This window comes from Paraburkholderia sp. GAS334, assembly GCF_050436625.1.
GTDB lineage: Bacteria > Pseudomonadota > Gammaproteobacteria > Burkholderiales > Burkholderiaceae > Paraburkholderia.
In genome coordinates, this window is sequence record NZ_JBNDMO010000001.1 from 588,973 (window position 1) to 603,047 (window position 14,075).

11 protein-coding genes are annotated in these 14,075 nt (G+C 61.5%); 8 read left to right on the forward strand and 3 right to left on the reverse strand.

Translation table 11 applies throughout. From position 1 onward, the window contains the following. The first annotated feature begins 26 nt into the window (after window positions 1–26). Entirely contained in the window at window positions 27–1,529 is a 1,503-nt protein-coding gene (locus P3T21_RS02635) for a diguanylate cyclase (RefSeq protein WP_429254359.1), read from the forward strand. Between the two features lie 32 nt (window positions 1,530–1,561). On the opposite strand, the gene P3T21_RS02640 is transcribed toward P3T21_RS02635, so the two are convergent. Further along, window positions 1,562–2,005, reverse strand: a complete 444-nt coding sequence (locus tag P3T21_RS02640) for a MarR family winged helix-turn-helix transcriptional regulator (protein WP_429254360.1) — start codon at window positions 2,003–2,005, stop codon at window positions 1,562–1,564. Window positions 2,006–2,136: 131 nt separating this feature from the next. Here P3T21_RS02640 and P3T21_RS02645 point away from each other — a divergent pair, with 131 nt between their 5' ends. Further along, complete coding sequence (locus tag P3T21_RS02645; RefSeq protein WP_429254361.1) at window positions 2,137–3,672, forward strand: DHA2 family efflux MFS transporter permease subunit; 1,536 nt, start codon at window positions 2,137–2,139, stop codon at window positions 3,670–3,672. A 164-nt stretch (window positions 3,673–3,836) separates the two neighbouring features. Beyond that, window positions 3,837–4,463 carry a LysE family translocator gene (locus P3T21_RS02650; protein WP_429254362.1) on the forward strand — a complete coding sequence of 209 codons (627 nt, stop codon included), beginning with the start codon at window positions 3,837–3,839 and terminating at the stop codon, window positions 4,461–4,463. A gap of 87 nt (window positions 4,464–4,550) precedes the next feature. Here P3T21_RS02650 and P3T21_RS02655 read toward each other — a convergent pair whose 3' ends face one another. Both P3T21_RS02655 and P3T21_RS02660 read right to left on the reverse strand, forming a co-directional pair. Then, window positions 4,551–5,624, reverse strand: coding sequence for an aldose epimerase family protein (locus P3T21_RS02655; RefSeq protein WP_429254523.1), 1,074 nt, complete (start codon window positions 5,622–5,624; stop codon window positions 4,551–4,553). A gap of 37 nt (window positions 5,625–5,661) precedes the next feature. Then, window positions 5,662–6,864, reverse strand: a complete 1,203-nt coding sequence (locus tag P3T21_RS02660; RefSeq protein ID WP_429254363.1) for a XylR family transcriptional regulator — start codon at window positions 6,862–6,864, stop codon at window positions 5,662–5,664. 280 nt (window positions 6,865–7,144) lie between these two features. Here P3T21_RS02660 and xylA point away from each other — a divergent pair, with 280 nt between their 5' ends. From xylA to P3T21_RS02685, 5 genes are all read left to right on the forward strand, one after another. Continuing rightward, a complete protein-coding gene (gene xylA / locus P3T21_RS02665; RefSeq protein WP_429254364.1) occupies window positions 7,145–8,467 on the forward strand; it encodes a xylose isomerase in 1,323 nt (440 codons plus the stop codon). Window positions 8,468–8,578: 111 nt separating this feature from the next. Then, window positions 8,579–10,057, forward strand: coding sequence for a xylulokinase (gene xylB, locus P3T21_RS02670; protein WP_429254365.1), 1,479 nt, complete (start codon window positions 8,579–8,581; stop codon window positions 10,055–10,057). Window positions 10,058–10,203: 146 nt separating this feature from the next. Beyond that, entirely contained in the window at window positions 10,204–11,232 is a 1,029-nt protein-coding gene (xylF, locus tag P3T21_RS02675) for a D-xylose ABC transporter substrate-binding protein (protein ID WP_429254366.1), read from the forward strand. Between the two features lie 81 nt (window positions 11,233–11,313). Further along, window positions 11,314–12,879 carry a D-xylose ABC transporter ATP-binding protein gene (gene xylG, locus P3T21_RS02680; protein WP_429254367.1) on the forward strand — a complete coding sequence of 522 codons (1,566 nt, stop codon included), beginning with the start codon at window positions 11,314–11,316 and terminating at the stop codon, window positions 12,877–12,879. Continuing rightward, a complete protein-coding gene (locus P3T21_RS02685; protein ID WP_429254368.1) occupies window positions 12,876–14,075 on the forward strand; it encodes a sugar ABC transporter permease in 1,200 nt (399 codons plus the stop codon). The genes xylG and P3T21_RS02685 overlap by 4 nt, the downstream gene beginning before the upstream one ends.

A 14,075-nucleotide genomic window follows, 5' to 3' on the forward strand; every position in this document is an offset into this window, starting at 1 on the left:
CGTCATAGGATCGCGAATCGCGCCTGATGCAGATCAGCCATCTATTCCGTCGTCTGCAGACGCTCATCGGTTCGCCGCGGATGGTGATCGCGGGCGGCGTAGTGACGGCGTTCGGCATGCTGGGCATCTGCGCTGTTCTGCTGTATGAAGGTCGTCAGGATGCGCTCGCGCATGCGACTGAATCCTCGCGCAACACACTGCTCGTGATCGAGCGCGACATCGCGCGCAACGTCGAACTTTACGATCTCTCGTTGCAGGCAGTGGTCGATAACGTCCGTCAGCCCGACGTCATGTCGTTGCCGGATCAGCTACGCAACGAGCTGTTGTTCGACCGTGCCGCCACCGCCAAAGACCTGGGTTCGATGCTCGTGCTCGACAGGGCGGGCAACGTCATCATCGATTCAGGCTCGGAGATTCCGCGTCGGGGCAACTTTGCCGACCGAAACTATTTCACCGTCCACCGCGATAACCCTGACGTAGGCCTTTATCTGAGCCCGCCGTACGAATCGCGTTTGCGCGGCGGCGACCCAAGCATTGCGCTAAGCCGTCGCATCAATAATCCCGATGGTTCGTTTGCCGGCGTCGTAGTCGGCGCGGTCCGGCTCGAGTATTTCCGGCGGCTGCTGTCTGGCCTTCAGCTTGGCCCGCACAGCACGATGGCGCTTATTCACGCGAACGGGCAGTTGATCATGCGCGCGCCTTACGACCCGAAGATCATTGGGCGCGATCTGAATGGAACCGGTCCGTTCGAGCGGATGATCGCGCAGCCCGAAGGGCAGTTTGTCGATCAGGCGTCGATCGACGGTATCCGTCGCGTCTACACATACAAACGGCTGACCGGTCTGCCGCTGATCATGGAAGTGGCGCCCGCCGAGGCCGATATTTACGAGGCGTGGAAGGGACGGGCCGCCCGGATCGCGATTCTGATGACCGTGTTCGGCCTGACGTTTATCGGACTGTCGGTGCTGCTGGCGTCGTCGCTTGCAAAGAAGGCGCAGGCGGAACTGATGCTGACGATGCTGTCGCGAACCGACAGCCTGACCGGCCTGAACAACCGCCGCGCCCTTGATGATCTGCTGGCCCGCGAATGGCAGCGTGCACGACGCTCGAAGGAATCGCTGTCGATACTCTTCGTCGATGTGGATTACTTCAAGGCCTATAACGACGCATATGGCCACCAGGCCGGCGACGACGCGCTCGCGGCGGTTGCGCGCTGCATCTCGGCCAATATCCGTCGCCCCGGCGACAGCGCGGCGCGCTACGGCGGCGAGGAATTCGTGATCGTGTTGCCGGATACGTCCGGGCCCGGTGCACTCGGCGTGGCGGAGACCATTCGCATGAAAGTGGCGGCGCTCGGGGTCGAACACGCGACGAGCCAGCAGGGGCGCCTCACGGTAAGCATCGGCGTCGCGACGTGGCAGGGCAAGAAAACCGATACCGTCTACCACGTCATCCGGGCCGCCGACGAAGCGCTTTACACCGCGAAAGCCTCGGGCCGCAACACGATATCCGCGACCATTCTGGCGTGAGCCTGAGCCCTGGCATCGGCGAGCCCGCCCGCTCAACTGTCGACGATCGTACTCAGGTTGTTGCGCACCCTTTGCAGCAGTGAAATAAGCTGCTGCGCTTCCTCATCGCTAAAGCCGTTTAACGCTTCGGCCGCAACCTCATCGCCCACGATGCGCGCCCTGCCGAGCGTCTGTTCCGCCTTTTCGGTCATCCGGATCTGCCGTTCGCGGCGATCCTGCGGATTCATCGAACGCTCGATCCAGCCGCCTTCCGCCATCCGGTCGAGCAGGCGCCCCGCCGAAATGGGTGCGACTTCAAGCAGATCGGCGAGTCGCGCCTGATTGACGTCGCCGTAATGCGACAGGTAGGCGAGCGCGCGGCACTGGGCGCGCGTGAGATCGATCGACGACTTCGCGAGGTCGTCGAAGCGCTTGCCAGCAAGGCGCCCGACATCCGACACCAGAAAGCCGAAGCGCTGTTCAAATGGGGTTTTCATCGGCCAATTATACGAAAGCTTGCGGCATCAAAGCGGCGCGCGGAGCTATCGTCTCTACCCATTGCGAGGCAGACGGCGATCTATATAATAAGCATGCTTACTATTTATGACGCTTCGCGTGATTCCTCCTCATGTCATCTGAAACACATCCGGACAGCGCCGCCGAACCGCTCAACCGGCCCATGATCACGATCTCGATCATGCTCGCGACGCTCATCCAGACGCTCGACAGCACGATCGCCAACGTTGCGCTGCCTCATATGCAGGGCGCGCTGTCCGCGTCGCAGGATGAAATTACGTGGGTGCTGACGTCGTACATCGTTGCGGCGGCGATCGCCACGCCGCTGACCGGCTGGCTGTCCGACCGCCTCAGCGTGAAGCGGCTGCTGGCGCTGTCGATTGCGGGCTTCACGGTGGCTTCGGCGTTGTGCGGGCTATCCGAAACGTTGACGCAGATTGTCGGGTCGCGGCTGTTGCAGGGCATTTTTGGCGCGTCGCTGGTGCCGCTGTCGCAATCGATCCTGCTCGACATCAATCCACGCGAGAAGCAGGGGCAGGCGATGGCGGTGTGGGGCATGGGCGTGATGGTGGGGCCGATTCTCGGGCCGACGCTCGGGGGATGGCTCACCGACAGCTATAACTGGCGCTGGGTATTCTTTATCAACGTGCCGATCGGCGCGTTCGCGCTCTTTGGCGTCTTGACGTTTTTACCTTCGCGGCCTGCAAAACACGATGCGAAATTCGATGCGTTCGGCTTCGCGACGTTGAGCCTTGCGATCGGCGCGTTTCAGGCGATGCTCGATCGCGGTGAACAACTCGACTGGTTCGGCTCGCTGGAAATCCGTATCGAGGCGCTACTGGCTGCACTCAGCTTCGCATTCTTTCTCGTGCACACCGCAACGGCTGGCGCAAAGTCGTTCTTTCGCTACGAGTTGCTGAAGGACCGCAATTTCGCCACAGGTACGTGCTTCATCTTCGTGATCGGCGCGGTGATGTACGCGACGCGTGCGTTGCTGCCGCCGATGTTGCAGAACCTGATGAACTATCCGGTCGCAACGACGGGCCTTGTGACGGCGCCGAGCGGCGCCGGTACGATGATCGCGATGCTGTTTGCTGGCCGGCTGCTCAAACGCGTGGACGCGCGCGTGCTTCTACTGGCAGGCTTCCTGATTTCGGCGTTTGCGCTGTGGCAGATGATGCACTACACGATCGTGCTATCGGCGTCCGATATCATCTGGCCGGGCGTGATTCAGGGCTTTGGGCTCGGCCTCGTGTTCGTGCCGCTGAGCGCACTGGCATTCTCGACGCTCACAGCCAGCCTGCGCGCGGACGGCACTGCAACATATAGCCTCGCGCGCAATATCGGCAGCAGTATTGGTATTTCGATCGTGCAGACGCTGGTGACGCGCAATACGCAGGTCGCGCACGCCGGCCTCGCGGCGAACGTCACGGTATTCAATCCCGCGATCCGGCCGATGCTCGACAGTGGTTCGAACTACAACATGGCGGTGCTGGACCAGATGATCAACCAGCAGGCTTCAATGATCGCGTATCTGAACGACTTCAAGCTGATGTTTGTTGCGACGCTGCTGGTCGTGCCGCTGATTTTGCTGATCCGTCCGGCGAAGGCGCCGGCAGGCGCAATGGCCCACGTAGCGATGGATTGAGCGCGCGCGCACCTTTAGCGGGTCAGGCGCGATCGGGTCAATCCCGGTATATTGATCGGGTTGTGCGCGATCTGGAGCCGGCCCCGGTCCCGGTCCCGGTCCCGGTCCGCGCGCACTGAATCGACCGATACCAGGCGCCACGCGCGCCCCAGGCAGGAGACACCATGTTCGACCTGACGACCCTCAGCACCTTCGTAGCCGTGGTGCTCGGCCTGTTCCTGATTCCCGGGCCGGCCGTGCTGCTGGTCTTGACCCGCACCGTGCAGGGTGGTCGCAAGACCGGCATTCTCACCGGGCTTGGCATTGCAAGCGGCGATTTCGTTCACACGTTGTGCGCGTCGGTCGGACTGTCCGCGTTGCTGATGACATCGGCACTCGCGTTTAACGTCGTCAAACTGGTGGGTGCCGCTTACCTCGTCTATCTCGGCGTGCGCGCGCTGGTGGAAAAGCCGTCAGACCCGACGCTGCCGAAAGTGGCGGCCGTCACGCCCTCACGCGCTTTCTTTCAGGCGATCCCCGCGGAAGTGCTGAACCCGAAGACCGCGCTCTTCTTTCTCGCGTTTCTGCCGCAGTTCGTGCACCCGGAGCATGGCTCGTCGTTCGTGCAGTTCACGGTGCTCGGGTTGATCTTTGTGGGCTTGAGCGCGGCTTATACGACGGCCATCGTGCTGACTATCCGTCCGCTCGGAAAGCTCGTGAAGCGTCTGTCGTGGTTAAGCCGCTGGCAGGGCAAGATCGTCGGCACGATCTTCATTTCGCTCGGACTGAAGGTGGCGACGCAGCATCGCTAACCGCCCGCGGCTCGCAGATTAACCATCGGCCAGCATCAGTTGCCAGGAAACGCCGAAGCGATCGTCTTGAACCACGCCTAACGTCTGCTAAACGCCTACGCGATAGCGTGTGGCCTGCCGGTAAACCTCGCCAGGTCGCAACACCACACGCTCGCGCTCGCTTTCTTCCATGTTGATCTGGTTCGGGAACGCGCCGGGCTCGACACACAGCCCGGCGTGCTTGCGATACACCGCGCCATTGCGACCCACGATACCTTCCACATAGTTGCCCGTGTAGAACTGCAGACCGCGCTCATTGGTCGAGACGGTGAGCTCGCGGCCGCTGCCTGGTTCGTACACGCGCGCCACCTGGCGTACCGGACGCAACGTTGCCTCGGGCGCGGGCATATCGTCCAGCACGTAGCAATGATCGAAGCCGCCGGCGCGTGCAAGCTGCGCATGCGGCCAGTCGAGCCGTGCGCCGACCGGCGCGCTCTGCCGGAAGTCGAAGGCATTGCCGGCCACTTCCGCGCGACGGCTGGGGATCAGCTCCGTGTCCACTTCGAAGAACGTGTCGGCCTCGATCGTCATCACGTGGCCGCGAATGTCGGTATCCGGCTGGCCCGTCAGATTGAAATACGGGTGACTCGTGAGGTTGAGCGGCGTGGGTGCATCCGAAACCGCTTCGTAGTCGATGGCGAGCGTGCCGTCGTCGTCGAGCGTGTAGCGCACCTGAACCGTCACGTTGCCCGGAAAGCCCGCGTCACCTTCCGCGGATTCCAGCCGCATGACGAGCGCGCCATTATCTTCGCTGACGTCCCACATCGCCCGGTGGAATCCCGCTGCGCCGCCGTGCAGCAGGTTAGGGCCGTCATTGCGATCGAGTGTGTATTCGATGCCGTCGAGCGTGAAGCGCGCATGTGCGATGCGGTTTGCCCAGCGGCCAACCAGCGCGCCCATATACGTCGAGGCCGCGAAGTATTCGGCGGGCGTGTCGTGGCCGAGCAGGATATCGTCCAGACGTCCTGTGCGATCGGGCGCGTGCCACGAGACAAGCGTCGCCCCGAGATCGCTGATCGCGACCTTCATGCCATGTGCGTTGCGCAGCGTAAAGAGCTGCACAGGGTCGCCGCTCGCGAGCGTGCCCCATGAGGCGGAAGAAAGATGGGCGCTATTGATCATGTCGTCGAAAAATGTGAGGTGGGGGTACAACCCGGAATCAACCCGGCGCAGCCGACGACTTCGCGCGTTCCTGATACTCGCGCGGCGTGCAGCCGAGTTCGCGACGAAACACCGCGTACATGTATTGCAGTGACGTGAACCCGCAGCGGATCGCGACTTCCGCGCTCGACGCGTCGCGCTTCGCAAGCATGGTTTTAGCGGCATCGAGTTTGTGACGCAGGATTTCCTGATGCACGGTGCACTGCAACTCGCGGCGGAAATACTCTTCAAGCGATGAGCGTGATACACCGACATAATCGGCGACCTGTTCGGTACGGATGCCCTGACAGGCGTATTGGCGGATGAAGTGCCGTGCGCGCATCACGTACGGACTCGAAAGCGGTTGATGCTTTGTCGATTCAAGCACATTGATGCCGACAGGCGGCACCAGGATGCGACGTCCCGGAAAACGCGCACCATGCAGCATCTGATGCAAGAGATGCGCGGCGGTACGGCCCATCTCCTCGGTGCCCTGAATCACCGAAGAGAGTGGAATACGCGTGAGCGTACGCGTCAACGGATCGTTGTCGATGCCGATGATCGCGACTTCCTCCGGCACGGAGATGCCGGCCATCAAACACGCCTGCAACAGATGTCGTGCGCGCGCGTCGGTAACGGCAATGACGCCGATGGGCTTGGGCAATTCCTTGAGCCACGCCGCGAGTTGCTCGCTTGCCTGATTCCAGATCGGTGCGCTTGTCGGCAGGCCACGATAGATCTCGATATCGAGGCCTTCCGCATCGAGCAGATGCGTGAACGCGAGTTCGCGCTGCTGCGCCCAGCGGTTCTCGGGGGCTTCGGGCAGGCTGTAGAACGCGAAACGCTGCAGGCCTGCTCCAATCAGATGCGTGAATGCAAGCGAAACGAGCTTGGCGTTATCGGTCGCGATATAGGGAAGGCCGGGCGGATACTGCGTCGCGTCTTCATACGATGAGCCGACGGCGACGACTGGCAGCGCACAGTCGCTTAGCGCCTCGCAAACGGCGGGATCGTCGAAATCCGCGATGATGCCGTCGCCGTCGAACCGCTCGATGCCCGCCAGCCGGCAGCGAAAATCGTCTTCGAGGAACAGGTCCCAGGCGACGCGCGTCGACAGCAGATAGTTGCCGATGCCCGTAATGATCTCGCGGTCATACACCTTGTTCGCATTGAACAGGAGCGCGATGCGGTGAGTCTTCTGGGGTGTCAGGGCTCGGGTCATCACTCGGATGGCGTGCGATGTAACGACATTCGCGAACCATTGTCTCCTGTTGGGCACGGCGGCCAGGCCCGCGCCGGTTTTAAGTGTCCGGTTATTTTAGGCCCGGAAACCCGCGCCTGGGCGACCGATTCACGTTACCCGCGAGAAACATCACACAAGCTGCGCAATTTCGCAATTGCCGGGCTGTGTCGCGCACGGCAGCATGGCGTCACCCCTGCATCAACCGGCCCGATGTGACGGGCAATTCCGGTTGCGGCGCAACATGACATCAGGAGACACCATGTCCATTTTCGAACACATTCCCGCAGTGCAATATGAAGGTCCGCAATCAGACAATCCGCTCGCTTACCGGCATTACGACCGGAAAAAAGAGGTGCTCGGCAAGACGATGGAAGAGCATCTGCGGGTTGCCGTCTGTTACTGGCACACGTTCGTGTGGCCGGGCACCGACATCTTCGGGCAGGGCACGTTCAAGCGCCCGTGGCAGCAACCGGGCGATGCGATGGAGCGTGCGCAGCAGAAGGCAGATGAAGCATTCGAGTTTTTTACGAAGCTTGGCGTGCCGTACTACACGTTCCATGACACTGACGTTGCGCCGGAAGGCACGAGCCTCAAACACTACGTCGAGAATTTCTCGCGCATGAGCGACTATCTCGCGCGCAAGCAGCAGGACACCGGCATGAAGCTGCTGTGGGGTACGGCGAACCTGTTTTCGCATCCGCGCTATGCGGCGGGTGCGGCCACGAGCCCGAATCCTGAAGTGTTTGCCTATGCTGCAACGCAGGTATGTCACGCGCTCGACGCGACGCTCAAGCTCGGTGGCGACAACTATGTGCTGTGGGGCGGCCGTGAAGGCTATGACACGCTGCTCAACACCGATCTCGTTCGCGAGCGCGACCAGTTTGCGCGCTTCCTGAACATGGTGATCGAGCACAAGCATCGGATTGGCTTCAAGGGCGCGCTGCTGATCGAACCGAAGCCGCAGGAGCCGACGAAACATCAATACGACTACGACGTCGCGACCGTACACGGCCTCCTGCGCCAATACGGCCTGCAGGATGAGATTCGCGTGAATATCGAAGCCAATCACGCGACGCTCGCCGGGCACTCGTTTCATCACGAGATCGCAACGGCGTTTGCGCTCGGCATATTCGGCAGTCTCGACGCGAATCGCGGTGATCAGCAAAACGGCTGGGATACGGACCAGTTTCCGAACAGCGTCGAGGAAATGACGCTCGCGCTCTACGAAATCCTGCGTCATGGCGGCTTTACGACGGGCGGCATGAACTTCGACGCCAAAGTACGGCGGCAGAGCGTCGATGCAGAAGACCTGTTCTATGGCCACGTCGGTGCGATCGATGTGCTGGCGCTCGCGCTGGAACGTGCCGCGGTGCTGGTCGAGAACGACCGGCTGCAGAAATTCCGTCAGCAGCGTTACGCGGGCTGGGACACGGAATTTGGCCGCAAGATCCTGTCGGGTGGGTATTCGCTGTCGACGCTGGCAACGGATGCGGCTGCTCGCGGCGTGAATCCGCAGCATGTCAGCGGCCACCAGGAGCGGCTTGAGAACATCGTGAATGAGGCGATTTACGGGCCCCGCTAAATAGATCGCATGCGCTTTCAAAGCCGCTAAAAAACGTTAGCGCGACCCGTCAAATTCGCAATGAATGACGGGTCGGCAAGGCGCACACTTGCGCGAAAAAGGATGGAGACAATGTTCATCGGTATTGACCTTGGCACGTCGGGCGTCAAGGCCGTGCTGCTCGATCGTGACGGACGCGTGCGCTCTACGGCGGGACAAGCGCTCACTGTCAGCCGCCCGCATCCGCGCTGGTCGGAGCAGTCGCCTGAAGACTGGTGGAGCGCCACAACGGCCGCAATCGGCAATCTGCTTGCGCAGGTTCGCGTGGAAGGCATCGACACGGCGCGCATCGAAGCGATCGGCCTTACTGGACAGATGCATGGCGCGGCGCTGCTTGACGCGCAAGGCGACGTACTGCGTCCGGCGATCCTGTGGAATGACGGACGCTCGGACGCCGAATGCATCGAACTCGAAGCTGCGGTTCCGCAATTGCATGCGATCGCTGGCAATCTGGCGATGCCCGGGTTTACCGCACCCAAGCTGCTTTGGGTACGCAAGCATGAACCCGACGTCTTCGCGCGCATCGCTCAGGTGCTGTTACCGAAAGATTATCTGCGTTACCGGCTGACTGGCGACTTCGCGACCGATCCATCGGATGCTGCCGGCACGTTGTGGCTCGATGTCGCGAGGCGCGACTATAGCGACGCGTTACTTGACGCTTGCGGCTTGACCCGCGCGCAGATGCCAAAGGTGTTCGAAGGCAACCGCATGACAGGCACGCTAAAGCCGGAACTTGCGCGTGATTGGGGATTGAGCGAGATTCCGGTTGTTGCGGGCGGCGGTGATAACGCGGCGGGCGCGGTCGGCGTCGGTATCGTCAAGCCTAAGCAGGCCATGCTTTCGCTCGGCACGTCAGGCGTGTATTTCGCGGTATCGGATGGCTTTCTGGCGAATCCCGCGTCGGCGGTACACAGCTTCTGTCATGCGTTGCCTCAGACGTGGCACATGATGTCGGTGATGCTTAACGCGGCGGGATGTATCGACTTTTGCGCGCGTCTTACGGGGTATGCGGATGTGCCGGCGTTGCTGGCGGACGCCGAGGCAAACGCCGGCAGCCGTCGCGCGTGGTTCCTGCCGTATCTGACGGGCGAGCGCACGCCTCACAACAACGTCAACGCAAAGGGCGTCTTTTACGGCATGACGCCGGAAACGACGCGCGCCGATCTCGCGAACGCGACGCTAGAAGGTGTCGGCCTTGCGCTGCTCGACGGCATGGACGCATTGCATGCCGCGGGGCTCGTGCCCGACGAAATCACAGTGATAGGCGGCGGTTCGCGCAGCGCGTACTGGACGCAGATGCTCGCCGACATTACCGGCCGTCCGTTGACATTGCGCTCAGGCGGCGAGGTCGGGCCCGCGCTCGGCGCTGCGCGCCTCGCGCATCTGGCCGTCGAACCGTCTGCGTTACTCGAAGCGGTTTGTCCCACGCCTGAAGTGGTCGCGGTTCGCGAGCCGGATGCGACACGCCACGCGTGGTATCGCGACGAGCGTCGTCCCACTTTTCACGCGCTGTATCGCGCGCTCGAACCCGTGTTTGCGACCAGTCCCTAGCGGACCGGAAGACGCAGATCGATGGTCGCGGCCAGCGTAGCCGCGACGCGAAGAGGTAGTCCCTTTGTTGTCATTTGCCCGGTCGCGCGGTCTTCCCGCGCGTGCCATCTGATGCAGCATGAAACGATCATAACGAGGAGTGAGACATGAAATTCAAAACGCGCCGTTCCGTACTCGGTTCGCTCTTGTGTGGAGCGATGGTAGCCAGCCTGTCCGTTGTCGCGCCGCTAGCGCACGCGAGCAAGGACAACCCCGAAATCGGCTTCTGTATCGACGATCTGCGTGTCGAACGCTGGTCGCGCGACCGCGATTATTTTGTGGCAGCTGCACAGAAGCTCGGTGCCAAGGTATCGGTGCAATCCGCCGATGCAAGTGAAGAACGTCAGATTGCGCAGATCGAAAACCTGATCTCACGGGGTGTCGATGTGATCGTCATCGTGCCGTTCAATTCGAAAACATTAGGCAACGTAGTGGCCGAAGCGAAGAAGGCGGGCATCAAGGTCGTATCGTATGACCGCCTGATTCTCGATGCCGATGTCGATGCGTACATCTCGTTCGATAACGAAAAGGTCGGCGAAATGCAGGCGCAGGGCGTATTCAACGCGCAACCGAAGGGCAATTACTTCCTGCTGGGCGGTGCGCCGACCGACAACAACGCGAAGATGTTGCGCGAAGGCCAGTTGAAGATCCTGAAGCCGGCCATCGACCGCGGCGACATCAAGGTCGTGGGTCAGCAGTGGGTGCCGGAGTGGAGCGCTTCGACGGCGCTTCGCATCACGGAAGATGCGCTTACCGCGAATAACAACAAGATCGATGCAATCGTCGCTTCGAACGACGGCACGGCTGGCGGCGCGATCCAGGCGTTGGCCGCGCAGAAGATGGCGGGCAAGGTGCCCGTGTCGGGCCAGGATGCGGACCTTGCCGCAGTGAAGCGCGTGATTGCCGGCACGCAGACCATGACGGTCTACAAACCGCTTAAGCTCATCGCAGGTGAAGCCGCAAAACTCGCGGTGGATCTGGCGAAGGGCACGAAGCCGGCCTTTAACTCGCAATACGACAACGGCAAGAAGAAGGTCGACACGGTGCTGCTGCAACCGACGCTTCTGACGAAGAGCAATGTCGATGTCGTCGTCAAGGATGGTTTCTACACCCAGTCGCAACTCGCGAGCCAATAAAACGTAAGACGTGCGTGGTCTTTTTCATCTTGCCGGTTAAAGGTGAAGGAGGCCCCGCACTTTGCAGCGAGGCAGACGCGAATGGCACAACCCTTACTGACGATGCGCGGTATCGTCAAATCGTTTTCTGGCGTCAAGGCGCTGGACGGCATCGATCTTGCCGTGTCCCCGGGCGAATGTGTCGGACTGTGCGGTGAAAACGGCGCGGGAAAATCGACGCTGATGAAGGTGCTCTCGGGTGTGTATCCGCACGGCACGTGGGACGGCGAAATCCTCTGGGAAGGTCGACCGCTTAAAGCGGCAAACGTGCGTGACACGGAGCGCGCGGGCATCGTCATCATTCACCAGGAACTGATGCTCGTGCCGGAGCTTTCGGTGGCCGAGAACATCTTTCTCGGCAACGAGATCACGTTGCCCGGTGGCCGCATGAACTATGCGGCGATGTATCGTCGCGCCGATGAACTGCTGCGCGAACTCGATATCACGGGCATCAACGTCGCGCAGCCGGTGATGAACTACGGCGGCGGTCACCAGCAGCTGATCGAAATTGCCAAGGCGCTCAACAAGCGCGCGAAGCTGCTGATTCTTGACGAACCTTCGTCTTCGCTGACGGCATCGGAAACGCGCATTTTGCTTAACATCGTGCGCGACCTTAAGAAACGCGGCGTTGCGTGTGTGTACATCTCGCACAAGCTCGACGAAGTCGAAGCAGTGTGCGACACGATCTCCGTTATCCGCGACGGAAAACACGTTGCGACTGAACCGATGCGCGGGCTCACAACCGAACGCATCATCGCGATGATGGTGGGTCGCGAGATCAAGAATCTGTTCCCCCGCGAACCGCATGAAGTGGGCGATGTCATTTTCGAAGCGCGCAACGTCACGTGTTTCGACGTGACGAATCCACGCCGCAAGCGCGTCAACAATGTGTCGTTCGCGTTGCGGCGCGGCGAGGTACTGGGTGTCGCCGGGCTGGTGGGAGCAGGGCGCACGGAGTTGATGCAGGCAGTGTTCGGCGCGTATCCCGGTACGAGCACGGCCTCCGTGATGCTCGAAGGCAAGCCGCTCAGAATTCGTGCGCCGATCGATGCCATTCAGGCCGGCATCGCGATGGTGCCTGAAGACCGCAAGCGTCACGGCATCGTTCCGCAGCTCGGCGTCGGGCACAACATCACGCTTGCGGTGTTGCAACGTTTCGCCAAAGGTGGCCGCATCGACGCGGCTGCTGAACTCGACACGATTCACACGGAGATACGCCGGCTGTCGATTCGTGCCGCGCATCCGATGCTGTCGATCTCCAGCCTGTCCGGCGGCAACCAGCAAAAAGCGGTGCTGACAAAGATGCTGCTGACCAACCCCAAGGTGCTGATTCTCGACGAGCCGACACGCGGCGTCGATGTCGGCGCCAAATACGAAATCTACAAGCTGATTTTTCAGCTGGCGCAGCGGGGCATGGCGATCGTGATGGTGTCGTCGGAATTGCCGGAAGTGCTTGGCATCAGCGACCGCGTGCTCGTGATCGGCGAAGGCGAGGTGCGCGGCGACTTCATCAACGATGGCCAGACGCTGACGCAGGAACACATCCTCACGGCCGCGCTGAACCCTGTGAATCCTTCCATGACCCAAACCGGAGCGAGTGCCGCATGACTCCCGACGTCACTTCCCACGGCCCAGGCGACGCAGGTTCGTCGGCCTCTTATGGCGGCGCGCAGCGCTTTCAGCAACTGTTCTCGCGCTACAAGATTCTTGCGCTGCTGCTTGCCGTCGCCGCAATCTGGATTTTCTTTTCGTTCCTGACGCGTGGCGCTTTTGTCACACCGCGCAATCTATCGAACCTGCTGCGACAGATGTCGATCACCGGCATGCTCGCATGCGGGATGGTGTTCGTCATCATCGCGGGCGAAATCGATCTGTCGGTGGGCTCGCTGCTCGGGTTGCTCGGCGGCGTCGCGGCCATACTCGATGTGAACCGTCACTGGCCGCTCGCTGTAACCGTGCCGGTGGTGATGCTGCTCGGCGTGCTGGTCGGCATGTTCAACGGCTGGTGGTCGACGTATCGACGTGTGCCGTCGTTTATCGTTGGCCTTGGTGGCATGCTTGCGTATCGCGGCATATTGCTTGGCGTGACGGGTGGCTCAACCGTCGCGCCGGTGTCCGATGGTCTCGTGTTTATCGGGCAAGGCTATCTGCCGCGAGTTGCCGGGGATGCGCTTGCCGTCGTGCTGTTTGCGCTGCTTGCGTTGTTGACGGTTCGTCAGCGGCGTAACCGGCAGCGTTATGAACTGCCGGTCGTGCCTGTGTGGCAGGACGTCGCGAAGATCGTCGGTGCGGGCGCGATTCTTTTAGCGTTCGTCGCCACGCTGGACCGTTACGGCGGCATTCCGGTTCCGGTGTTGTTGCTGCTCGCGCTGCTGGCCATCTTCACGTGGATCGCGACGCAAACCGTCTTCGGCCGACGTATCTATGCGGTCGGCTCAAACCTGGAAGCGACGCGGCTTTCGGGCGTCAACACCGACCGCGTGAAGCTCGCGATCTTTGCGTTGATGGGGCTGATGTGCGCGTTCGGCGGCATCGTCAACACGGCGCGACTTGCGGCGGGTTCGCCGTCGGCGGGATCGATGGGCGAACTCGATGCGATCGCGGCATGCTTTATCGGCGGCACCTCGATGCGCGGTGGCTCGGGCACGGTGTATGGCGCGCTGATCGGCGCGCTCGTGATGGCGAGCCTCGATAACGGCATGTCGATGCTGGACGTCGACGCTTACTGGCAGATGATCGTCAAGGGCGGCATTCTCGTGCTGGCCGTCTGGATCGACGTGGTCTCGGGATCGAACCGTCGATAG

Coding starts and splice junctions, on each gene's coding strand:
- P3T21_RS02645 (WP_429254361.1), top strand. CDS start 2,137: ATGTCATCTGAAACACATCCGGACAGCGCCGCCGAACCGCTCAACCGG.
- P3T21_RS02685 (WP_429254368.1), top strand. CDS start 12,876: ATGACTCCCGACGTCACTTCCCACGGCCCAGGCGACGCAGGTTCGTCG.
- P3T21_RS02640 (WP_429254360.1), bottom strand. CDS start 2,005: ATGAAAACCCCATTTGAACAGCGCTTCGGCTTTCTGGTGTCGGATGTC.
- xylG (WP_429254367.1), top strand. CDS start 11,314: ATGGCACAACCCTTACTGACGATGCGCGGTATCGTCAAATCGTTTTCT.
- xylF (WP_429254366.1), top strand. CDS start 10,204: ATGAAATTCAAAACGCGCCGTTCCGTACTCGGTTCGCTCTTGTGTGGA.
- xylA (WP_429254364.1), top strand. CDS start 7,145: ATGTCCATTTTCGAACACATTCCCGCAGTGCAATATGAAGGTCCGCAA.
- P3T21_RS02655 (WP_429254523.1), bottom strand. CDS start 5,624: ATGATCAATAGCGCCCATCTTTCTTCCGCCTCATGGGGCACGCTCGCG.
- xylB (WP_429254365.1), top strand. CDS start 8,579: ATGTTCATCGGTATTGACCTTGGCACGTCGGGCGTCAAGGCCGTGCTG.
- P3T21_RS02650 (WP_429254362.1), top strand. CDS start 3,837: ATGTTCGACCTGACGACCCTCAGCACCTTCGTAGCCGTGGTGCTCGGC.
- P3T21_RS02660 (WP_429254363.1), bottom strand. CDS start 6,864: ATGACCCGAGCCCTGACACCCCAGAAGACTCACCGCATCGCGCTCCTG.
- P3T21_RS02635 (WP_429254359.1), top strand. CDS start 27: ATGCAGATCAGCCATCTATTCCGTCGTCTGCAGACGCTCATCGGTTCG.